This is a genomic window from Ensifer sp. Root558 (assembly GCF_001427045.1).
Classification (GTDB): domain Bacteria; phylum Pseudomonadota; class Alphaproteobacteria; order Rhizobiales; family Rhizobiaceae; genus Ensifer; species Ensifer adhaerens.
Genome location: NZ_LMGC01000035.1, coordinates 288,444 through 308,591, shown reverse-complemented (window position 1 = coordinate 308,591; position 20,148 = coordinate 288,444). Strand labels below are relative to the sequence as shown.

Here is a 20,148-nt window from a genome sequence, read left to right as displayed (position 1 = left end):
CCGGCCTGAACTAGACGAGGGCAGCGCGCCGCTCGTCTTCGGTGCCCTCGGGATCGATGAGGGCGTATTCTTCGTCCGCGTCCCGCTCCGGCGAGAAGATCCCGCCCGCCTGGCCGCGTTCGTAGAAGGTCTCCCAGGACATGCCGCCCTGGGTGTAGACAGTGAACAGCTGCGCGAAATCTGCCGCCGACATGGTGCTGTCGAGCAGATCCTTGGGAGGGGTGACGACGATGTCGCTGTCATCGAGCCCCTTCATTCGCGCCGCGGCCTTGAGACCGCGCTCGAGAAGAGCCGCCGATACCTGCGATATGCTCTGAAGGTTGGCCGTCTCGCTAGCAAACCGGAGCCGCCTTGCCTCGCCGCTCTCCTGCGTGGACTTCTCCTGCTCGAACATGCGAGCGCCGGCCATCACGGCGGCTTCGACCTGCTTCTCGATCGCGGCTTCATGCGCCTCGATGCCCGAGCACGTCGGCGACACGTATTTCAGGTCCGGGGTGACGGTATCGTTGCCCATCATCTGGTGCACGACGCCGGCGCCGACGGTCTTCGGTGCCTCACCGTTGATCGCGACAAGGGTCTCCTGTCCGGACATGAAAAGCTGCCAGCGCCAGTCAGCGGAAAGCTGGTAGGCGTTGATGATAGCGTTCGCGATCCCGATCAACGGCGGCGTTTCAACAGCCGGAACGACATCACGCGCATTGCCTACATAGAACGGAACGAAATCGAGACGCTGGCCGCCGAGGGCGACCGGCTCGCTGATCGTGACCATGTCCAAGCTCTCGCCCTCGTAGACCGTCGAGACATACTGGCCGTCGACCAGTTCAAGAACGCGAAACTTCGGATTGTCCTTCCATTCGAAGCCGGAACGCTTCTTGCCGCTCTCGTCCAGGACGAAGAAATCCCGGTCCCAATTGATGATGCTGTCGCCGGCGTATCCGGCAAGGAATGGTTCGCCACCGTCCACAGGGGCTGTCGTCAGCACGCCATAGCGACCAAGCCACAGCAGATATCGGGTGATCCGACGGTGGAAGGCCTCAAGGCTCATCCCCTCGCCGTCCGCATTCTCCCAGATCGACGACAGCCCGTCAGGGACTGTGATCTGTGTTTCCTTGGCGTGGATGATGCCGATCATCGCAGCGACCGAGGGCGCCAGCAGTTCCGGCACGATCGCACGCAGCTTGTAGGCCTTGTTGTACGCCTCTTCCCCACCATCGGGCATGGACTTAAAGCCGGAAGGCATGGGCAGGTAGCGAACTCCGGCACGCTTAACCGTGCGCTGCCCCTGCATCGTGTCCCGCATAAGGCACCAGTCGGCGATCCGATCCGGCGTTATGTCCGGGTGCGTGGTCTTCACATCTTGCATCAGAAAAGCCCCTGGACCGCCGTTGTGGTGCTGCTCGGCTGACGCTTCGTCGTCAGTTCGGTGAACGCGCGAGAGGCCGCGTCAATCTGGTCTTTCCATTTCCCGGTCGGGAAGCTCTCTGCCTCAGTCAAAAACGCCTCATTCCATGCTCCCTGCAAAAGGAAGACATTCCCCGCCTCGGCTTGTGCCGCGAGCGGAAGAGCACGAGTTTCCTTGTCACCCGTCTCCGGGCTGGCGTGGTAGTCATGCCCGACGAGGACGTGACGCAGCATGTGCTGTGCTTGTGCCTTACCCGCTTGTCCTGGGTCCTGAGGGATCGAGCCGCGCACCTGGCCGTGCTCTGCCCTGTCTTGGTCTGCGGTATTGCGGAGAAGCTTCTCGACCGCCATCGGTCCGACTTGCTCGCGCACCATGTTGGCGATGATGAACCGCCCATCCGGCGCCAGCGCCATCAAGCAGCCGGCGGTGGCTGCGGCTTCCTCATCTTCCGTTGCCGCCAAGTCCCAACCGCGGACGAAACGACAGCCGGTCGGGAGCGCCTTTACCGTTCCGAACCACGAGCGCTTGAACAGGCCGCCGCCACGCGGGACCGGGCGCTGCTGCAACTGGCCGGCAGATGCGTAACTGCCGAGTGTCCGCTCGAGCAGATCAACCTGCTCTTTCGGGAAACGCTCGGGGAACAGCAATTCCCCCGCCTTCGTTCGCGGGTCAGCGAAGTATGGTGTGACGCATCGCCGATCGGGCTCGAACCTCATCGGTAGCATGAGGTGGATGTACGGCAGCCCCTTCGAGACGATGAGACCGGAGGTATCCCGCTCATGTAACCGCTGCATGATGACGACGATCGCGGATTCGTCGTTGTTGACGCGCGTTGGCAGCGCTTCAAGGAATGTCCGCTCCGCCGCGAGCAATTCGGCATCACTATTCGCATCATCAGCCGAGAGCGGATCGTCGAGGATCACTCGATCGCCGCGAGAGCCGGTCATGCTCTGGAAGGCCATCGCCTCGCGAAAGCCTGTCCGATCGTTCTCGAACTTCGTCTTGGCGTTCTGGTCGGTGGTCAGGGCGATCGGCCAACGATCCTGATACCATTCCGACTGGATGAGCCGACGGCATTTCAGGTTGTCGCGGATCGCCAGATCCTGCTTATGCGCCGTCGAGAGGAAGCGCTTTTCAGGCTGACCAAGTGGGCCCCACTCCCACGCCGGCCAAATGACGCCGGTCAAGAGCGACTTCATAGTGCCAGGAGGCACGTTCATGAGGAGGAGCTTGACCTCCCCTCGGCTGACTGCTTCCAGGTGGGCGCAGATCGCGTCCAGCGCCCACCCCCACTTCAGCGGGGTTGCTGGCTCAAGGATATGCCACGCCCGTCTGGCGAATTCGGCGAGTGACCGCGCGCAGGCTCTCCGCTCAATCTCCCTTTCGATTTCGGTCAGCGGCGGCAGCGAGAGTTCGATACGCTTCAAGCTCTTCGTCCGTCATTGTGGCAAGATCGAAGGATGCCGGCTTCGGGCTCATGCTCCCATCGCTTGAGGTGTGATCGTGCTTCTGGCGGTTGGTGTAACTGTCGCCGACCTCTTTTGCGGCCTGCTCCAATAGGTCGGCCGCCAGCACCATGTTGCCCTGGGTCTCTGCCTTGTCTGCCATCCGCTGAAGAGCGCGGAGACGAACGGCGCGATGGCTGATCGCGATCGAGGCGGTGTCCTCAAGGAAGGTCTTTCGGGTCTCCTCGAAGAGCATCCGCCACTTCTCTGCGAGTTTGCTGCCGGCCTTCTTCGTCGGGTCATAGCCTTCGACCGACTGACGCGTGATGGTGGCGCCGAATTCCTTCCTGACTGCCTCGACGACGACAGAAGGCGTGTCGAAGCAGGCGAGGCTTTGGACGATGAAGGTTTTGACCTCGTCCTTCAGAGTTCCCTTGGCCATTAGTCTGTCAGGCTCCGGTCAGTTCATAATTCAGGTTCCCCGCCAATCAGCGAGGAGTATGCTGGCAACAGACAGTTCGTTCTTGCAATCAGCAGCAAGCAACCTCTCGGCGTTTTTCGAAGGGCTGCCTCCAAGGAGGTGTGCAATGAAATTCGCGCCATCAACCGTGTGCCTGCTTACTCTTGCAGCAATGTCAGTCGGCGTCGTTCGGACCGACGCTCACCAGGCTATGACCGGCTGGAGCTATCCCCCGGCGTGCTGCAAGGCTCACGACTTGGGTGGAGATTGTGCAGCTATCCCGGCTCCCGACGTTATGCGCGGCGCGCGCGGCTTTTCCGTCCTCTTGCAGGCGGGTGACCACCACCTGGCCACAAAGCCGCATCTGTTCTTCATCCCCTACGGCGATGAACTTCCATCGGGCGATGGGCGATATCATATCTGCCTGCATCCGACGGAAGACTACATGAACTGTTTCTTTGCCCCACCTGACAGCAGCTAGCGCAGCTACGCCACCCTAAGCTGGCAGGTGCCGCATGCGTGTGCGATCTGCACTCTGGCGATCTCGGGTTTCTGGTTGGCTGCATCGACCATCGCCCGGACGCCGGCAGCGTCCGCCCCATAGCGTCTGACCACTCCGACGAACTCTTCGACGTCGTGACCGCGGATGACGAACACCGGGCGGCCGGTCGCCTTGCTGAACTTAGGGGCGCCGAAAGCATCGACGTCCTGGGCGGCGTGATAGAGCTCGTGCTCGACCAGCGCCATGAACTCGGCATCTCCGCACTCTCGGCAGTATTCAGCGTCCAGCGTGATGATGAAATCCGGGACGTGGCCGAACCACTGCTTGACCTGCATCTCTGCTCGAGCGCGTGACCACTTGCCCATCGTGCCCTGCGGAGATCCTGTCTCGCACTGGCCGATGACACGGCGGCCCTTCTTGCTGTTGCCGACTGCGGTCCAGAGGTAGCCTATGTCGGCAAAGCTGAGGTGGAGATGATCCACATTGTGGACCGGCGACGCCGGGTCCAGGAACATCGCGTCTACCCAGTCTGGCAGGTCTTCGGCCGGTGCGAAGGCTGGCGAGGTGATGTCGTCAAACATTGCCGGAGGCGGTTGCGGGCGCATCAAATCACCACTTGCTATAGACCGACTGATCGCCCAACCTGAGCCCTCGGGCGACAGGGGAACTAAGATGAACGACGACGAACTGCTGCTTGCTCAAATCGAAGCTCACGCTGGCTACGCGGAACAGGCTAAACCGCGAGAGGTAGATTTGCCGGCGATAGCTGCAGTGCTGTCTCATCTTTTCCAACACCGTTCCGAGAAGGAAATACTCGAGCAATTGAGGACGGTATTCCGGGCGCGAGGTTTATTATGGCGTGAGTAAGGTGGGCATGTTCCAACCTCTACCCTCTCCTGAGGGCACAAATTGAGACATCGGGGAACCGGGCCTGGGGTCCGGCTCCCTTGGATCTGGCTACTCTGCCTTGTCGAACGTCAGCCGATAAACGGCACCGATCTCGAACTGCTCGATGGCGGCCGGGTTGGTGACGGTCATCGAAAGTTCGCCTTGTGGCGTCCACTTCGACCAATCGCCGTTGCCCTCCGGCAAACCCTTGAGATAGCCGCCGAACGCAGCAGCGAGCTTGATCTCCACGTTCACGTCACCTGGCTGGTTGGTGGCGCGATGATTGATTTCCTTCACGTAGAACATTGCCTGTACGCTCATGGCGTCTTCTCCTTGTCGTTGGGATGGTTATGGAGGCTTGCAGACCTCCGCCTCTCGTTTGCGCCCCGAGAGCTTACAGCGGGCTGGGTGCTCCTGGTGCCTCGACGTGCGGTTGGCTTCCCGCTTGTCTTCCTTCCGGCTACGCAGCCTAACCGGCGAACGGCTTCTGGTGGGCGGGCCCCGAACCTATTTCGCCATCGCTGCGACAGCGGCCGGGCTCCCCGGCGTGTTCGTTACGGGCCCTCTTGGGAACTGGTTGCGGAGACAGGATTCGAACCTGCGACCTCGTGGTTATGAGCCACGCGAGCTACCTGACTGCTCTACTCCGACTTGTGAATTACGGGTGCAACTTGATCGCGCTTGCGACTCATGGTCCTTCATCGTTTCTTCGCCGACCCAACGAGAGAAAGGAGACGTGAATGGAAGCATGGGACGAAAAGACCGACGAGGAAGTCTTCGAAAACCCGCATGAGCAGATAGGATCTCAAGCATCCTACTGGCGGGACATTCAGATAAAGCGTCGCCTTTTCATTATGCAGAAACTGGCTTCTGAAAGCCAAATAGCAGCGGCTGAATCTCAAATACGGGCCGCAGACGCAACAGTGAAAACTGCCTACTGGACGAAGATATCGGCAATCGCCGTCGGCGTTACCGTGGTCGTCGCCGGCATCGGTGTGGCGCTTCAGGCCTTCGCCGACCATTGATGTGACGCATCCGCCACTCGTTGCGCGCGCAGGGCGTTTTGAGCCTCTGCCGGAGTAAGTGACGAAGATGAAGGCGCCCCCTCCGCATAGACTACGGTCAGTGACGACGAAAACCCCGCCGCCGGGCGACAAACCGGGGCGGGCTCCATATGACTTATTTCATCCCTTGCTATGTTCACCACAAGCGCGCATGGTGGATCTTCCAGTAGCCAACGATACGGGCGCTGCTGTTTGAGGGCTTGCTACCCTGGCCCCAAACGAGAGGAGGACAATATGTCTTCCGCCTTCACTCTTCTTCAAAATCGATATCTCATTGCTACGACAGCGTCACAAATCGCTGTGGCTACAAGCATAGTGATGATCGTCTACGTCCTTGCGGATGGCTGGCTTTGGTAGGCGTAAGCCTGGTCAGCCGAAAAGCAGTCGCGAGGCCTCAAAGCGCAATCTAACTGCCGCTGCCGACCGCACGCATGTGGCGCGACGCTCGACGCTCCACCCTAAAATTCGGGCTGGACCCGCTCTTACGAAAGAATGACACGATGTCTGCCATGATCTGCAATGCGGACTTTAATCCGGCGAGCAATCGCATCCTCAACCAAATGCTTCACAAGGCCGGATATGTCACAAGCCGAATGAAGCCCCTCGTCGGCCCTTTGGCAGAACAATCCCGCTCGGTGCTACTGCGCTTCATGGCGGGCGTTCTTGACCGCAACGAGAAGAACAACCCATCTGGTCCGGTTGCTGGAGCGGGATACGGCCGGCCCTAATTTGCCGCGCTATCCTCCCGGTTAGTCGTTGGGCCGTGGCGGGGGATAGGCCACTCCGTTTCTCAGCGTAGCAGCTTGATATGGCCTTCTCCGCGTCGCCGTTACTCACCACATCACTTTGTGGTCACCACCTCGTTGAGGCCTTAGCCTCGAAATGAAGGCGATCGCCCTGCGCATAGACGGGCGGCTGGCTTGCCCGTTCATCTCCGATTTTGGTTGCCGTGATACAATTCGCGAGTCGGATGCATCCAAGAGGAGTGAAGCATGAGCCGAAATACCGTCCTCGGAATAATTCTCGCCGTGGTGGTCATCATCCTGGTGGTCCTTCTAATGCCAAAGAAGGAAGCGCCTACGGAAACTGCGACGCCGCCAGCAACGACGACCGAACCAACGACATCTCAACCGTCGACGACCACAACCACGCCATCGACAACTGAGCCGGCTACTAGCCAGCCATCAACAACGGCCCCGTCGACGACAGCTCCGTCCACTACTGAGCCGTCAACAACGACCCCGTCGACACAGCCTTCTACGACCCAACCTTCGACTACAGCGCCTGCTCAATAGATCTTTAAGTCACGCGACCACCCTATCGCATAGACTGCGGTCCTCGGGTGGTCGCGCTTGCCCAGTCGGGGTCTATCTGCATTTTCCAGCAGCACTACCGGGCAATCAGGAATCGAAAAGCCGCCCGGAGGCGGCCTGAATTTTGGATGCATTTTTCCTTTGGGCAGGAGGCGGATGGCTCCCGGCTGGGCCGTCGAGTATTCCCGTTGCAGTAAGCAAGGTCCGACAGTACACCCAAATCACGCCGCCGAATATAAATGGCTTGAGCGCGCTCGGCAAGCGTCCATTTCTTCATCCATCGCCTTCAATTCATTGAGAATCGACAAAACATGTTGACGACTGGCGGGGGCGAGCTCGTCGATGGCGGCCTCGGCAAGCATCCGCACCGGAACCTTCTTGCGGCGGCCTTTCGGGAAGATTAGACCGAGGCGCTTGTTGAGCGCGTTCCGACGGTGGGTGTGCGACAAGGTGAGCCGCTGCTCACGCTCGCGCTCCCACTGCTGCCGAGCTTGGAAGTCGGCGAACATGAGGCTGCCGATATCGGTGTCGCGGAAGACGATGGGGCCGCGATCGAACGACGGGCGAACGAACGAGAGAACGCCGTCGACGTTGCGGACGCGCTCGAAATCGCCCTGTTCGATGTTGACGAAGGCGTAACCGACGAGGAGCGGGAACCGGCGCTCGATCATCTTGTTCGTCCGCTGGTGCTGGGTGATGTCCCAGAATGACGGCATGTAGACCTCGATGCCTTCGGCGCGGAGGCTGCGTTCCAGGATGCTTTCGCCCTTGCGGCGCTCGCGCTCCTGCTTCTCCGCTTCGGTCTCATCGTTTGCGGGTTCAAGCACGGTCGCCATCCGCTGGGCGCCGGGAACCGACCGAACCGCGTACCAGGCCGTTTTCGTGTTGATGGCGTCGTTCATTGGGCGTTCTCCATGTCGATCTTGTTCAAGGCGTAGGCGACGGTCGTGTGGTCCCGCGAGAAGACCCGGGCGATGGCGTGCAACGACATCCGCCTCTGCTGGCGTAGCTCCCACATGATCCGGTGGCGGTGTCTGGTGATGGCGCGGCGCTGAGACGGGCCGAGCATGACTTTTGACGGGATCCGGAGTTCGAGAGCCCGAAGCCGGACGTAGTCGGTGGGCGTTAGATGACCGAACGTGCGCAGCTGGTGGACGCGGTAGGCGATCACGTGGTCGTTGGCGTCTGGGCGGGGGCGGAGTTTACGCAGCATCGGCCTGCTTCCCCTGCGCGGACTGCTTTACGACGCCGGGTGCCCACACCTGATTGATCGCCCAAAGATGCGTTGCGCCGAGGGGCCACCGCCGCTTCTTGCAGCCGTTGGCAAACTCGTCGTGAGATTGGCATTCGGCGACGAAGGCGAAGCCCTCAGCGGCGAGCTCGCGCGCCCTCTCCTCCTGGGTGATCCGCAGGTCCTTGAGCCCGTAGCGCGACATGCGAGGGCCGCCGAGCGCGGCATTTTCGCGGCCAGCCTTGATCATCTCCGAGGCGCGCAGGCGCTCTTCGCGAAGGCTTCGGCATTCGAGGTTGGCCATCGCCGCCATTTCGGACGGGATCGGCAGGAAGGACCGGTTCGGCAAGTCGTATTCGCCACGCTTCAGGCGGACGAAGACGGTGCGCAGGCCATGGAGCGGAACGCCCTTGAGTGCGACCCGGTACTCCTCGATCGGATCTGCGGACTGGATCGATGCGGGGATCATCAGGCCGGCGTCCATCAGCGAGGCGATGCACTTGCCAACCTCGTCAACGCCGCACGGCGAAAGCTTCTCAGTGAGAGCGGAAATCTCGCTCTGCAAGGTCGACAGTCTGGCCGGCATATTGGTCATCTGGTTCACCGTAGAGGTCTCGTTCAAGTTTCTGGCGGATGTCGTGTTGGCGCTGCATGTGAGGGCTCATCGGCCGAGGCGGCGCCTGGGCACGGGGCAACCGCTCGGCGGCCTTCCGGCACCAAGTTTTCCAGGTGAGGTCCCAATCCAGCTTGACGCCCTTCTGGCCCGGCTGCGCCGGCCACCACTCGCGGAACTTCTCCGCCTCAGTCATAGCTTGGGCTTGGGAAAGGCCGATCGAGACGGCAAAGGCGATGTCCGGTGTCCAGGCGACAGGAAGCCGTGAACCGCGCTTTTTCGAAGAACCGGTAGGTTCTTCTTTTACTACTCTGGCTTCTGGCTTCTGGTTAGCATTGCCCTGGCTTTGCGTTGGCAATGCAACCGCATCAATGGATGCATTGTTTTCATTCCCTTTTTTGCTCCAACGCGCGCGTGCGGCTCGCGATCCTACCTCTGACTTTTCCGAGAGGTAGACTTGCTCTTTTTCGACGCGATCATTCCAAAGGCCGCCGTCGACGCGAACGATCTTTCCTTCGTCGACGAGGGTCTCGATCGCTTTTGCGAAGGCAGAATTCGAAGCTCCGCAGAGCCTCGCCAGGCGGGCATGATCTTCCGGGATCGGCTCTCCGCGCTCGTACATCGTCGCGATCAACGTGATGTAGACACCGGTCTCAACTGCGCTCATACCGCGCGTGCCGGCGAGCCAGTCAGACGGGAAGAAGCGGATCCATGGCATCTTGCTCATAGGAATAGCCCCTGCTGCTCGTCATAGCGCTCTGGCGCCCGGCTCTTCACCGACCTCCGGTAATCTTCAAACCTCGTCTTCCTCCATATCTGCGGGGAGTTGGCCCATCGGGCGACGTCTCGAAGCAACTGCTTGTTCCAGTCGAAGCGAGGAAATGGAGTGCGCTCAAGAGCGTTGAGCTTCACGTATGGCTGGACGTGCGGTTCGCCGCCCCAGTCTATCACCTGCCGAATGCGCTCCATGCAGGACTCGACAGGCTCGTTGCCAATCAGGACGTACACGCGCTTCTTTCGAGCTGATACTTCGCGCAACATGCACATGACACGCTCGACATAATGACGCTCCTGTTGGTCGTCATATGCAAACCGCCATGGGCCGCGATTTATTTTGGACCACCTGACGAAAACATCCTGGTCGAAGGTGCGCGGCTCGAAACCGGAGTTCGCGTCCATGAGAGGAACACACTCGGCCAAGTATCGATCGACGATGTAATCCTGATAGTCAGCCGGGAGACCTGACAGGTTGTTGTCACAAAGGATAGGCCGCACTGGGAATTCGGGCAGAAGCGTGAACTCTCTGCCCTCCATTTTCGGCACGATGCAAAACCAGCAGCCAACTGGGCAGCCCCGGCTTGCAATCGTCGCCAACGGGTTATGGTGCACCACCGCGTCCGGGATATCGCCGCCGATCTCCGCCACGTCAGCTAGGAAGTGCTTGCGCGTAAAGATGCCGGGGCCTCCGGCACGCACTTTGTAGCCGAGCGCTCGATAGTAGATGGCCCGCTGATATGCGTCGTTCAGTTTCCAAGTGAACGCGATCGACAAATAGGCGGTATCGCCATCCGTCCATTCGGCTAGACCACCGATCCAACCGGGCTTAGGCGTAGATCTTGAATTCACGCCGCCATCCCCTCTTCGCATACCTGGACGATGACGACGCACTCAGCCGGAAGCTCACTGTCCCAGCACATAGTCAGCCGCTCGCAGAGATTGTCGTTCTTGATGACGCCGTAGTGCTGAAGGCAGTCGAGGATTGCCTTGGACCGGTTATCGAGGTCCTGGCGCATGTTCTGCCGGCGCAACGCGACGTAGAGCGCGAACGGCTTGTCGATCGGTGCAGCAGGCGCCTTGATGAAGTAGCCCGCGTCAGTCCGCCATTTCTTGTAGGTCGGCGACAGCCGGCGCTTCGCGCCCCAGCCGTCGTATAGGTCCCAGCCTGAGGGCGGGTATGGGAGGTGCAGCTTGATCACGCGCGACCTCCCCGCTCACGGCGAGCAGCGAACGGGCCGAACTCCTGGAACAAACACCGCTCGGTCGCGGTTGCACCACCAAAGAGGAGGCCTCCATGCCAAGGACCCCGATACCGGACATCCCAGACCCAGATTTCACGCCGGACCTGCCGCCGGATGTTCCGCCAGACGTGCCCAAACCACCGGACAGAGAGCCCGACATCCTTCCGGATGAGGTTCCCAACCAGAACCCAGACGAGAATGACAAGCCGCCGAAACTGAGAGCCTAACGCCAGCTGAACGAGCGGAACGAAAGGAGGCCGGCGATGATCGAGAATTGGAACGATTGCGTGATCATCCAACTTCCGGAGCTCGACGGAGTGCAGATCGTTTGGACGCCCGGCCGGGCGGCCACCCTGCTCAGCGAGAGTTGGCCTGTCGATTATGGCGTCGCCTACTCGGATGCCCTCAACAAGTGCACAGACGCGATGCTTGGCACCTATGCTTGGGAACCAGCTCGCGACGCGTTTCTGGAGGCCATTGCCGAGGCTAAGGTAACGAAGTTGCACTGACGTGCTCACGCTGCCGCCCCTTCCTGATTTCTCCGCGCAAGCGCCTTCAGGTACGCGGCCTTGATCTCCTCGAACCGGGCGATGTCGTATTCCTTGGTGGTGATCTCGTTTTCGGGGCGAGGCTTCTTCGAGCCGTGGCCGTGATCGTCGAGCCAGGTCATGGCGCTAGCGATGCGGCGATCGAGCCAAGCGATCATTTCGGCGGGGTCGGTCATTCGGCCGCCTCGCGATACTCGACGAGGTGCTGGCAGTTCGCTGCGACGATGGCGGCTGCCACCGGCGGGGAAACGGAGTTGCCCACGCACGAGACCTGGACGTTCTTCGGGAACGGGCGGCCGTTCGCGTCAGCGTCGATCCGGTAGTCGGTCGGGAAGCCTTGCGCCGAGTAAAGCTCGCGCGGCGTGAGCATCCGCATGCCGATGTCGACGATGACGAATTCGGCTTCTCCGATGGTCAGCGTGACGAATTCGCGCTCATCCCAGAAACCGTAGGAGCGAAGGAATGCCGCAACCTCTCGGGCTCTGGCGTGCTGGTCTTCCGTGAACGGCGGCGCGCTGATGGCGGCCTCAACATGGCTGAAGCGCGGCTTGGTCGTGATGGTGTGGAACGGCTCGTTCTCGGGCGTGTCCTGGTCGGAGCCATAGTAGGCATGAAGGTGAGGCGCGACGAGGAGAGACTTGCCGCCACCGTCGGCCGTGATTGTGCCGAGCGGAGCTTCTGCGGCATGGCCCGTCGATGTCCCGAACTGACGGGATACGAAAGCCGAGACGACGCCCTGCTGTGCTCCGGTCGATGTGACGGTCGAAACTGGCTCCGACGCCTCGCGGCCGGGGTTCACGCCACCGATGCGGCGGCTGTCGTTGTTGTGCTGGGCTACGAACACGGCCGCTGTGCACACGTCGGCTTTCGCAGTCACCGTTGCCAGCGGCTCATCGCCGCCGCGCGGCCGGCTTTGACCGGCGCGACCGCCGCAGCCGACCAGCGTCGGGATGATGACTGCGTTCTGGTCTTTCTTGCTGGCGGTGATGGTGTGGTGCGGATCTTCGACTGAGCGGTTAGCACCGCCTTGCTGGGCATAGGTCAGGACAGGGGCAACAATGGACAGGCCAGTCATCAGGTGCGGAGTGATCATTCCAAGCGGCGCAGCACCGCCGGGCTTCTTTATGTAGCTGTTGGCGGTGATCGTCGAGACAGGTTCGTTCATGGCGCTGCCTGTCGCGCCGGTATTGAACCGGGTCAGGGAGGGCGAAACGACGGCATGCTTCACGCCGCCGGCGACGACCGTGCCGAGCGGCGCGTCGCCGTCCATGCAACGCGGCTCCTGCCCCTTGCGCTCGCCGTAACCGGTCTGAACGAGAAAGGGGCGCGCGGCGTCCAGAACGTAGCGCTTCGTGCCTCGGGCCACGCGGGCCATGGTGGCATCGGCGAGCGGGCGGATCGCGCGCAGGCCGAACTTCGCCATGATCTCGTCGGAGGTGTCGAAGATGGACGGGCACGGAAGCGACCAGTCAATGATCTCGGCAGCGGTACGCCACGGCAGCTTCTTGCCGGCGATGACATCGCGATCCGTCGGCGCGCCGTGCGTCGGTTCGGGCCAGACAATCGGTTGACCGTCCCGGCGTGCGATGACGAAAAGGCGCTTGCGGATGGTCGGCGCGCCATAGTCGCAGGCGCGAAGCTCGCGATGCTGCAGCTTGTAACCGGCCCGCTTCATGGCCTTGCACCATTTCTGGAAGGTCTTGCCGCGGTTGTCGGGGCAAGGCATCAGCCCGCGGTCGGTCTCGATGAGCGGGCCCCACTCCTTCCACTCTTCGACGTTCTCCATGATGATGACGTCGGGCTTCGCACGCTCGGCCCAGAGCACGATCACCCACGCCAGGTCGCGGATGTTGCGCTCAACCGGCTTACCGCCCTTGGCCTTCGAGAAGTGCTTGCAGTCCGGCGAAAACCACGCCAGGCCGACATGCTTCCCTGCCACGTAGTCGAGCGGGTCCACCTTGAAGATGTTCTCGGACAGGTGCAGGGTTTCCGGGTGATTGGCAGCGTGCAGCGCCAGCGCGTCGGCGTTGTGGTTGATCGCGATATCGGGCGAGCGGCCGAGAGCCATCTCGATGCCGGTAGAGGCACCACCGCCGCCGGCGAAACTGTCAACGATAAGAGGCACGCTGTTCTGCATCATTGGCCCTCGCCGTTCGTGGTCACTTCTTCGCGGAGCTCAGGCGCTATGGCGAAAGCCAAGGACCGAGCGAAACGCAGCAACGATCGAGCGAACGAGATGCGCATCCTCGCCGCCCAGGAGAGCGGTGGCCTTGTCGATAGCGTCATCATTTCTCTGCACCTCCTGGCGTGCCTCGTAGACAAGCCCGCTCACGTCTTCGACGCGACGAAGCTCGTGACCTCTGATTGAAATCTTGGGATCGGCGTACCAAACGTCCTTGGTGCGCGTGTATGACCAGCCTAGCGCGCGAGCCGCGATCACTATCCGGGCCTGGACTCTTCCAAGCGATGTCGGTGCAATCTCGTTCTGCAACGCGTCCTGACAAAAAGCCGCAACTGACATTTCTTTTTTCTCCGAAGCTTTTTCGGGCATTTCCGAAACTCCCTGTGAGATCACTGGTCCTGTTGATGGAGACCACGTGATGCACACAGGCATTTCATCCGATGGAGAGGACGGCGCCGCGCCAACGGCAGCCGGTCCCTCCCAGGTCATTCAGTTCCGCAGAGCCCCGCCGCAACTTGGCTCTGCCGCCGGTGACGAACCCGCCTCGTCACCGGCCATTCCATTGGGGTCTGCTGTTCAAGCCGTGGTCATGCGCCTGGCGAACAAGAGGATCCGAATTCGGGTTGAGAGCCCCAGCCGGGAGGAGGAAGACTGGGGCTCTCGTTGATCGCGAGGGAGGAGGAGAACGCGATCAATTCAGGATGATTGCGCGGCGAAGATCGGAGATGATCAGTTCCGCCAGCTCGTCATCGGTCAGTTTCAGGAATTCATTTTCGGCTTTGAGATCGCGCCGTTCAGAGATGAGCCGCGCGATGTCGTCGCATCCGTCACGCCAAATGGCGGCGCCAATGATTGCGAGACCGCCAAATCCGGCGAGGACAAGAAATGTGCTCATCACGCCACCTCATCGAACATCGGTTGCTCGTTGGCCTCGTCGCCGAAGATGGAAAAGGCCGTGACGATCTCGCAGTCAGGCTTGCCGCGCCGACGAGCGGCGGTGAGACCTGCGATGCTACCGGCGATCCGGAGATGAGACGGCGTCGGCTTCCCGATGAACCTGCGGCCATGCCGCCGACCGAACTCGTGCACAGCACTCACGCTGGTGCCGACGTTCATTGCGATGTGCTTGGCGCTGATGCCGCAATCAATCCCGCCGTCGATCTGGGCGAGCTTCTGGTCCTTGGAAGCGCGGGACCACCACGATGACTTCGATCCGATCATGCCAATTCCTCCGCAGGTTCGCGTTCGCGCATTGCTTTCGCGCATGTGTGGCAGTGGTTCCGGCCGTAGCCGCCGCATGCCTCCGGCTGCCGGCAATGCGGCCTCAACGGGGATGGTGGCTTGGCGGTGAGAGAGGTTGCCCATTCAGCCACCGGGCCAGTGGGTTCAAGGTTGACGGGGCCTCCTTCGAGACCTGCGGGCAATCCGCTGCTCTCTACATTTTCGCCTCCTTCGTTGGCGCCGACGCCAGTTGCCGCCGCCTCGCGGTCGGTCTCGCGCTGGTCGCTGTGGGATCCCGTCGCTTCGCCTTGAGCGGCGACGGTGGCTTTCTCGGAAAGAGCGGGGATGCCATGTGCATAAGCGGCGGCATCCCCTACCGGTGCAGCGGACGCATCCGACTGCTCCTTGCCTCCGGTTCGGCAATCGTCAGCAAAGCCGACCGTCGAGGAGTGCTGACGCTCACTCTCATCATCGGCCCTACTAGCCGGATCGCCGGAAGCAGCAGCTGTCGTGCCGGTTGCCCCCTCCCCGACGTTCGCTACGGGATCTTCTTCCGCCTCTTCGCGGGCGATCATGATGTCGATGGCAGTGGTCAGCGCGGCGCGACCGATCTCGGTCTGCAAGCCGGTGACGATGGTGTGTGCCAGCTTCGGGTCGACGTTGTCATCGAGGAACTCGCCGGTCAGCGGGTCAAATTTCTCAATGTTTTCTCGTACGCGGGCGGGCGCAGGCGCATGACCCTCGTAAGCTGCGAGATAGATGTCGAAAATGGCGCCCTGCTCAGCGACCGTCTCGGAACCCTTCTTCGCGACTTTGCGCAGATGAGCGACGACGTTGCCCATGGCCGTCTTATCGAAGCCCATGCCTTTGGCTTCCGCGTAGATGTCGCGGATATCGTCGCCGATGACGTCCTGCTCTTCCTTGAGGCGCAGAATGCGGTCGATGAACGCTTTGATCTGACCTTCGGCGCTCATGCCGTCACCCCTTCGATAGGGCGCGCGCCGAAGATGTCGGGCCGCAGCAAATGCCGCGAAACTCCCGTGATCCTTTCCACTTCCAGAACCCGTGTCGGGGGGACCTTGTCCCACTGCAACACAGCGGAAGGCGTGATCTTAAGCCGACGCGCCAGTTCGCTGGCGCTGCCTGCCTGCTTGAAAACCAGTGTGAGTGGGAGAGGTTCTGTGCTCATGCCGAATTATAAGCACAACTAGAAAATCTCTTCAAGCAAAACTTTTATAGACGATATGAGGCTTGATCACTCACATGCTGGCCATGGATACGAAGGAAAAAGCCAAGATCGTGGGAGCAGCAATCAAGCAGGCGCGAAAGCAGCGCGGGCTTGTAATGCGACAGCTTGCCGAGCACCTCGGCGTGCATGTGGCGGCGATCGGGAATTACGAGAGCGGCAAAAACCTGCCATCGACCGAGAATCTCATTGCGCTTTCCGATTTCCTTCGCGTCGATCAGGGCGCCCTTAGCCATGGCGAAGTGGTCAGCCTAACAGATGAGCCACTCGCCGACGCCGAGCGCGTGACCGACCCTGCCCCGCCGCCTACTGGCCCAATGGATATTGAGGTCCTGGGCACCACTGCCGGTGGCGACGATGGCGATTTCAGGTTCAATGGCGAACGCCAAGGTTTCGTTCGCCGACCGCCTGGCCTGACAGGCGTCGCCAAGGCTTTCGCGCTTCATACGATCAGCGACAGCATGATCCCGCGCTACTTCCCCGGCGAGCTCATCTACGTCGGCGGCCGGGAACCAGTGCCTGGCGATCACATCGTGATCGAACTTTTCCCTGAGAATGAGGGCGACGTCGGTAAATCCTACATCAAGTACTTCGTTCGACGGACGGCCTCAGAAGTCATCGTCAGCCAGTACAACCCACCGAAGGAACTGACGTTCAACCGGTACGCCGTAAAGGCGCTATGGCGCGTGATACCTCTGGCAGAACTTCTCGGCTATTGAGGACGTGAGCCTCTGCCCGAACGCGCGCGCTCTCGCTCACAAATAAGGCCTGAACGGAAATGCTCTTGCCCGGCAGCCCGTCTTCCTGACACGCCGAGCAAGTAAGCCGGGCTGACAGCTTCGCCAATGGCGTGCCTGGGAAGACCCCAGGGAAGCGCATCAACTGCCCGGCTTGCCACCAGCGCGACCTCCCACAATCTGAACACTCAACAGATACGGACGCCACTTCTCCCAAGAGTGGCTCGCGCGTCGGCAGCCCCATTCCCTTCTCCTATGTTCACTATTCGTTCTCAAACATTGATTCTTTTCATGAAAGAGTCGAGAGGCGTTTTCTAGTTTTGCTTTAAAGTTTTGCTTGAATGCATTTTCTAGCTATGCTTATATCTCATTACAGCAAGGCGCTGGATGAGGAACGAAGCAAATGGCGATGGTCACCCGATACAGCATCCAAGACGAGGTTGGCCGGTTCCTGACGATCGACGGCTTCTTCTCTTACGACGACGCCGATGCAGTCGAGTTCAGGGATGAAGACGAGGCCTACGAAGAGTTGGCCGCTTACCCCGGCTGCACGGTCGAGACCTATCAGCGCGTCGCCAATCATCCCGATTTCACCGCAACGCCCTCGATCGAGAAGGAGGCCGCGTAATGTCCTTCAAGCCCCGCCGCGTGAAGCTGCACGAACTGTACCGCGAGGTCGAAGCCCTTGGCGGCGCCTCGCACACGTCCGAGGACGAAGTCTACAACCGCGCCGTCGACGATGTTCTGTCGATCCTGCGGGCCTCCGGCTTCGGCGAAGGCTTCTACATCGACCAGCGTGAATACGAGAACCGCGGACGCCTGGCTGCGCGCGAGTTCGCGCCGACGATCGGGGCTTCTCTGTAATGAACCGCCCTGTCCAATACGCGTGCTCGCCCGCCGAGCGGTACTGCGAGTGCGGTCACTGCCGCATCGAGCCAGCCCGCAGCATCGACCTGGACGAGCTTGCCGAGTTCAACCGCGCCAGCTTTGGCGCCGCCACCTTCATCATCCTCCTCGCCGCCCTCCTCGCCTTCATGGCGATCGGCTTTGCGAACACCGAGGAGATCCACCGCAAAATCGTAGCTGAAAGGGCCGTCTAACATGACCGCAGAAACAAGCATTTGGACTTGGTGGCAGAACGCGCTGGCGGGCAACGTCGGCCCGATGCACGAGGGCCAGCCTGAACAGGGCTACTACCGCACGCGCTTCAAGGGCGGCCAGTGGGAACCGGTGGCGATCTGGCTCGACGAGGCCGGCTCCTGGCTGGCGATGCGCGGCGAGCGCATGGTCGACGCTGGCGACGCTTGGAACTTCTGCCGCACGCACCCGGTCAGCTACGAAGCCTATCAAAAGGCGATCGAGGGCGCCGGCTGGGATGACGAGCCGCCGGCGCCCGCCGCCGGCCACAATCTTCCGGCTGATCCGTTCGAAGCACTGAAGCTCGAATTTCTGTCCGAAAAAGAGCAAGCCGAGGCGTTCATGAAGACGCCGATCAAGACCCAGGACCAAGCCGACAAGGCGGCGATCTGGTCGAAGCGGCTGACCGCCATCAAAACGAAGGCCGAGAGCCTGCACAAGGTCGAGAAGCAACCGCACCTCGACGCTGGCCGCTCGGTCGACAACAAGTGGCGCTCTCTCAAGGAAGATCCGGACACGCTCGCCAAGAAGCTGAAGGCGCACGTCACGCCGTTCCTGCAGGAGCAGCAGCGCCTTGAATACGAGCGCCAGCAGCGCGAGCGCGACGAAGCCGAACGCAAGCGTCGCGAGGCTGAAGCACTCGCCGCCCAGGCAGACGTCAGCGACACCGCCGCGCAGGCCGAGGCAGAACGCCTGCAGCAAGAAGCCAACCAGCAGGAACAGGCGGCTCAGGCCCAGAAGGCGCAGGCCGGCCGCACTGGCGCCCGCGTCTCGCTCCGGACCTTCGTCTCGGCTCGCATCGTCGACTACGACAAGGCCATCAAAGCCTTGAGCAACCATCCCGAAATGAAAGCGCTCGTCGAGACGCTCGCCAACCGCGCGATCCGCGCCGGCGTCGAGCTTGATGGTGTTGAGCGCTTCGAAGAGCAAAGGGCTGCCTAATGACCGACGCAACCACCATTTCGCTCGCCGTCGCTGCCGTGAAGTTCAAGTGGCAGAAGGACGAGAAGACCTACGACTACTTCATCCCCGAGGGCCTAGTGGTCAACGTCGGCGACAAGGTCGTCGTCGAGACGGCCCGCGGCGAAACCACCGTCGAGGTCATGGCGATCAAGCCGGAATCCGAGCTGGCGCAGAAGAAGATCGTCCGCGTCGTCGAGCCGGAAGCTGTTGAAGGAGAAGGCGCATGAACGCCCATATCCCAGCCCTCACCGCCGGCGGCCAGGTCATGGCTATCGTCCCCCAGACCTTCGAGGAGACGTTGCGCGTCGCGCGCGCTGTCGTCGCTTCCGGATTGGCGCCGTCGGCGCTGGTCGGCAAGCTCACCGGCGATGATGCGGCGGCAGCCGTCGCGGTCGCCATCATGTCGGGCGCCGAGCTCGGCCTGAAGCCCATGGTCAGCCTTCGCAGCTTCACCGTCATCAACGGCAAGCCGGCGCTTTACGGCGACGGCCTGATCAACGTCGTCCGTATGTCCGGCAAGGTCGCCTATCTCCGAACCGGATGGGAGGAACGGAATGGCAAGATGGTTGGCTTCTGCGAGGCTAAGCGTCTCGACACCAGCGAAGACAAGCGAGTGGAGTTCTCACAGGTAGACGCGGAGCGTGCCGGCCTTTGGCAGACCGAGGCCATCGTCACCAAGTGGAACAAGTGGGACAAGAAGAACGAGCAGAAGCCGAACGATAGCCCGTGGTATCGCTTCCCTCAGCGCATGCTGGCATGGCGCGCCGCTGGCTACTGCCTGCGCGAACTGTTCGGCGATGTCCTCGGCGGCATCCGTGACGAGTTCGAAGTTCGCGAGATCGACGAAGTCGAGACGATGCGGGATATCACGCCAGAGAAGCCGGCTTTGCCGCCGAAGCCCCCGGCCCCTCCTGCCCCGCCAGCCAAGGCTGCAGAGACGGTCGAAGTCGCTCCGGTCACCGAGTCGACCGAACTCGAATTCAACCTTGGCGACTTCCTCGAGCAGATCGAAACCGGCCTTGCCGGCGCGAAGGACGACGTTGAGGTCGAGGAGATCTGGAACGACTTCGACGCGCCGGCCGTGCTCGAAACGAACGGCCACGCCGACATGATCGATACGGCCTTCGCCATCCGCGATCGTCGCCTCGCTCAACTCGCACCGTTGAACGGGGGCTGAG

30 protein-coding genes are annotated in these 20,148 nt (G+C 61.3%); 12 read left to right on the top strand and 18 right to left on the bottom strand.

Annotated elements, in window-relative coordinates; all coding sequences use genetic code 11:
- Positions 1-10: 10 nt before the first annotated feature.
- Genes ASD63_RS36385 through ASD63_RS27875 form a run of 3 tightly spaced genes read right to left on the bottom strand, consistent with a single transcriptional unit; the run spans position 11 to position 3,289 of the window.
- Positions 11-1,363, bottom strand: a complete 1,353-nt coding sequence (locus ASD63_RS36385) for a DUF4055 domain-containing protein (RefSeq protein ID WP_244497283.1) — start codon at positions 1,361-1,363, stop codon at positions 11-13.
- A complete protein-coding gene (gene terL / locus ASD63_RS27880) occupies positions 1,363-2,829 on the bottom strand; it encodes a phage terminase large subunit (protein ID WP_244497282.1) in 1,467 nt (488 codons plus the stop codon). The genes ASD63_RS36385 and terL overlap by 1 nt, the downstream gene beginning before the upstream one ends.
- Positions 2,774-3,289, bottom strand: a complete 516-nt coding sequence (locus ASD63_RS27875; RefSeq protein ID WP_060530067.1) for a DUF2280 domain-containing protein — start codon at positions 3,287-3,289, stop codon at positions 2,774-2,776. Before ASD63_RS27875 ends, terL begins: the two co-directional genes overlap by 56 nt.
- Before the next feature lie 145 nt (positions 3,290-3,434).
- On the opposite strand from ASD63_RS27875, the gene ASD63_RS27870 reads away from it, so the two are divergent.
- A complete protein-coding gene (locus tag ASD63_RS27870) occupies positions 3,435-3,788 on the top strand; it encodes a hypothetical protein (protein ID WP_060530066.1) in 354 nt (117 codons plus the stop codon).
- Between the two features lie 5 nt (positions 3,789-3,793).
- On the opposite strand, the gene ASD63_RS27865 is transcribed toward ASD63_RS27870, so the two are convergent.
- Positions 3,794-4,414 carry a putative metallopeptidase gene (locus tag ASD63_RS27865; RefSeq protein WP_060530216.1) on the bottom strand — a complete coding sequence of 207 codons (621 nt, stop codon included), beginning with the start codon at positions 4,412-4,414 and terminating at the stop codon, positions 3,794-3,796.
- A gap of 67 nt (positions 4,415-4,481) precedes the next feature.
- On the opposite strand from ASD63_RS27865, the gene ASD63_RS35340 reads away from it, so the two are divergent.
- Positions 4,482-4,676, top strand: coding sequence for a hypothetical protein (locus ASD63_RS35340; RefSeq protein ID WP_156624189.1), 195 nt, complete (start codon positions 4,482-4,484; stop codon positions 4,674-4,676).
- Between the two features lie 90 nt (positions 4,677-4,766).
- Here the strand turns inward: ASD63_RS35340 and ASD63_RS27855 are convergent, their stop codons facing one another.
- Complete coding sequence (locus ASD63_RS27855) at positions 4,767-5,018, bottom strand: hypothetical protein (RefSeq protein ID WP_060530064.1); 252 nt, start codon at positions 5,016-5,018, stop codon at positions 4,767-4,769.
- Positions 5,019-5,437: 419 nt separating this feature from the next.
- Between ASD63_RS27855 and ASD63_RS27845 the strand changes: the two genes are divergently transcribed.
- Positions 5,438-5,722 (top strand): hypothetical protein, encoded by a 285-nt coding sequence (locus tag ASD63_RS27845; protein WP_060530063.1) that lies wholly within the window; start codon positions 5,438-5,440, stop codon positions 5,720-5,722.
- A gap of 539 nt (positions 5,723-6,261) precedes the next feature.
- Positions 6,262-6,489, top strand: coding sequence for a hypothetical protein (locus ASD63_RS27840; RefSeq protein ID WP_060530062.1), 228 nt, complete (start codon positions 6,262-6,264; stop codon positions 6,487-6,489).
- Between the two features lie 806 nt (positions 6,490-7,295).
- On the opposite strand, the gene ASD63_RS27835 is transcribed toward ASD63_RS27840, so the two are convergent.
- From ASD63_RS27835 to ASD63_RS27810, 6 genes are read right to left on the bottom strand one after another with little or no spacing between them, the layout of a single operon-like run.
- Positions 7,296-7,976 (bottom strand): transcription termination/antitermination NusG family protein, encoded by a 681-nt coding sequence (locus ASD63_RS27835; RefSeq protein WP_060530061.1) that lies wholly within the window; start codon positions 7,974-7,976, stop codon positions 7,296-7,298.
- Positions 7,973-8,287: a helix-turn-helix domain-containing protein gene (locus ASD63_RS27830; RefSeq protein WP_060530060.1), complete on the bottom strand. Its 315-nt coding sequence runs from the start codon at positions 8,285-8,287 to the stop codon at positions 7,973-7,975. The genes ASD63_RS27835 and ASD63_RS27830 overlap by 4 nt, the downstream gene beginning before the upstream one ends.
- Positions 8,277-8,900, bottom strand: a complete 624-nt coding sequence (locus ASD63_RS27825; RefSeq protein ID WP_156624188.1) for a hypothetical protein — start codon at positions 8,898-8,900, stop codon at positions 8,277-8,279. Before ASD63_RS27825 ends, ASD63_RS27830 begins: the two co-directional genes overlap by 11 nt.
- On the bottom strand, positions 8,842-9,645 hold the full coding sequence (locus tag ASD63_RS27820; RefSeq protein WP_060530058.1) for a YdaU family protein: 804 nt from the start codon (positions 9,643-9,645) through the stop codon (positions 8,842-8,844). The genes ASD63_RS27825 and ASD63_RS27820 overlap by 59 nt, the downstream gene beginning before the upstream one ends.
- The gene (locus tag ASD63_RS27815) at positions 9,642-10,544 is read right to left on the bottom strand and encodes a hypothetical protein (protein ID WP_060530057.1); all 903 of its coding nucleotides are present in this window, start codon (positions 10,542-10,544) and stop codon (positions 9,642-9,644) included. The genes ASD63_RS27820 and ASD63_RS27815 overlap by 4 nt, the downstream gene beginning before the upstream one ends.
- On the bottom strand, positions 10,541-10,894 hold the full coding sequence (locus ASD63_RS27810; RefSeq protein ID WP_060530056.1) for a RusA family crossover junction endodeoxyribonuclease: 354 nt from the start codon (positions 10,892-10,894) through the stop codon (positions 10,541-10,543). The genes ASD63_RS27815 and ASD63_RS27810 overlap by 4 nt, the downstream gene beginning before the upstream one ends.
- Positions 10,895-11,199: 305 nt before the next feature.
- Here ASD63_RS27810 and ASD63_RS27805 point away from each other — a divergent pair, with 305 nt between their 5' ends.
- Positions 11,200-11,445, top strand: coding sequence for a DUF982 domain-containing protein (locus tag ASD63_RS27805; protein ID WP_060530055.1), 246 nt, complete (start codon positions 11,200-11,202; stop codon positions 11,443-11,445).
- A 5-nt stretch (positions 11,446-11,450) separates the two neighbouring features.
- On the opposite strand, the gene ASD63_RS27800 is transcribed toward ASD63_RS27805, so the two are convergent.
- The 7 genes from ASD63_RS27800 to ASD63_RS27770 form a co-directional block, all read right to left on the bottom strand.
- On the bottom strand, positions 11,451-11,660 hold the full coding sequence (locus ASD63_RS27800) for a hypothetical protein (protein ID WP_060530054.1): 210 nt from the start codon (positions 11,658-11,660) through the stop codon (positions 11,451-11,453).
- Positions 11,657-13,621: a DNA cytosine methyltransferase gene (locus ASD63_RS27795; RefSeq protein ID WP_200953549.1), complete on the bottom strand. Its 1,965-nt coding sequence runs from the start codon at positions 13,619-13,621 to the stop codon at positions 11,657-11,659. The genes ASD63_RS27800 and ASD63_RS27795 overlap by 4 nt, the downstream gene beginning before the upstream one ends.
- A gap of 39 nt (positions 13,622-13,660) precedes the next feature.
- Positions 13,661-14,035 (bottom strand): hypothetical protein, encoded by a 375-nt coding sequence (locus ASD63_RS27790; RefSeq protein ID WP_060530052.1) that lies wholly within the window; start codon positions 14,033-14,035, stop codon positions 13,661-13,663.
- A 322-nt stretch (positions 14,036-14,357) separates the two neighbouring features.
- Positions 14,358-14,561, bottom strand: a complete 204-nt coding sequence (locus tag ASD63_RS27785) for a hypothetical protein (RefSeq protein WP_060530051.1) — start codon at positions 14,559-14,561, stop codon at positions 14,358-14,360.
- The gene (locus tag ASD63_RS27780; protein WP_060530050.1) at positions 14,561-14,887 is read right to left on the bottom strand and encodes a hypothetical protein; all 327 of its coding nucleotides are present in this window, start codon (positions 14,885-14,887) and stop codon (positions 14,561-14,563) included. Before ASD63_RS27780 ends, ASD63_RS27785 begins: the two co-directional genes overlap by 1 nt.
- Positions 14,884-15,861, bottom strand: coding sequence for a GapR family DNA-binding domain-containing protein (locus ASD63_RS27775; protein WP_060530049.1), 978 nt, complete (start codon positions 15,859-15,861; stop codon positions 14,884-14,886). The genes ASD63_RS27780 and ASD63_RS27775 overlap by 4 nt, the downstream gene beginning before the upstream one ends.
- Positions 15,858-16,076 (bottom strand): Cro/CI family transcriptional regulator, encoded by a 219-nt coding sequence (locus ASD63_RS27770; protein WP_060530048.1) that lies wholly within the window; start codon positions 16,074-16,076, stop codon positions 15,858-15,860. The genes ASD63_RS27775 and ASD63_RS27770 overlap by 4 nt, the downstream gene beginning before the upstream one ends.
- 83 nt (positions 16,077-16,159) lie before the next feature.
- Between ASD63_RS27770 and ASD63_RS27765 the strand changes: the two genes are divergently transcribed.
- The 7 genes from ASD63_RS27765 (at position 16,160) to ASD63_RS27735 (ending at position 20,147) form a co-directional block, all read left to right on the top strand.
- On the top strand, positions 16,160-16,852 hold the full coding sequence (locus tag ASD63_RS27765) for an XRE family transcriptional regulator (protein ID WP_090427134.1): 693 nt from the start codon (positions 16,160-16,162) through the stop codon (positions 16,850-16,852).
- 421 nt (positions 16,853-17,273) lie between these two features.
- Positions 17,274-17,498: a hypothetical protein gene (locus ASD63_RS27760; RefSeq protein ID WP_060530046.1), complete on the top strand. Its 225-nt coding sequence runs from the start codon at positions 17,274-17,276 to the stop codon at positions 17,496-17,498.
- The gene (locus ASD63_RS27755) at positions 17,498-17,734 is read left to right on the top strand and encodes a hypothetical protein (protein ID WP_060530045.1); all 237 of its coding nucleotides are present in this window, start codon (positions 17,498-17,500) and stop codon (positions 17,732-17,734) included. Before ASD63_RS27760 ends, ASD63_RS27755 begins: the two co-directional genes overlap by 1 nt.
- Positions 17,734-17,970, top strand: a complete 237-nt coding sequence (locus tag ASD63_RS27750; protein ID WP_060530044.1) for a hypothetical protein — start codon at positions 17,734-17,736, stop codon at positions 17,968-17,970. Before ASD63_RS27755 ends, ASD63_RS27750 begins: the two co-directional genes overlap by 1 nt.
- A gap of 1 nt (position 17,971) precedes the next feature.
- Positions 17,972-18,949, top strand: a complete 978-nt coding sequence (locus ASD63_RS27745; RefSeq protein ID WP_060530043.1) for a hypothetical protein — start codon at positions 17,972-17,974, stop codon at positions 18,947-18,949.
- A complete protein-coding gene (locus ASD63_RS27740) occupies positions 18,949-19,197 on the top strand; it encodes a hypothetical protein (protein ID WP_060530042.1) in 249 nt (82 codons plus the stop codon). The genes ASD63_RS27745 and ASD63_RS27740 overlap by 1 nt, the downstream gene beginning before the upstream one ends.
- Positions 19,194-20,147, top strand: coding sequence for a hypothetical protein (locus ASD63_RS27735; protein ID WP_060530041.1), 954 nt, complete (start codon positions 19,194-19,196; stop codon positions 20,145-20,147). Before ASD63_RS27740 ends, ASD63_RS27735 begins: the two co-directional genes overlap by 4 nt.
- Position 20,148 lies beyond the last annotated feature (1 nt).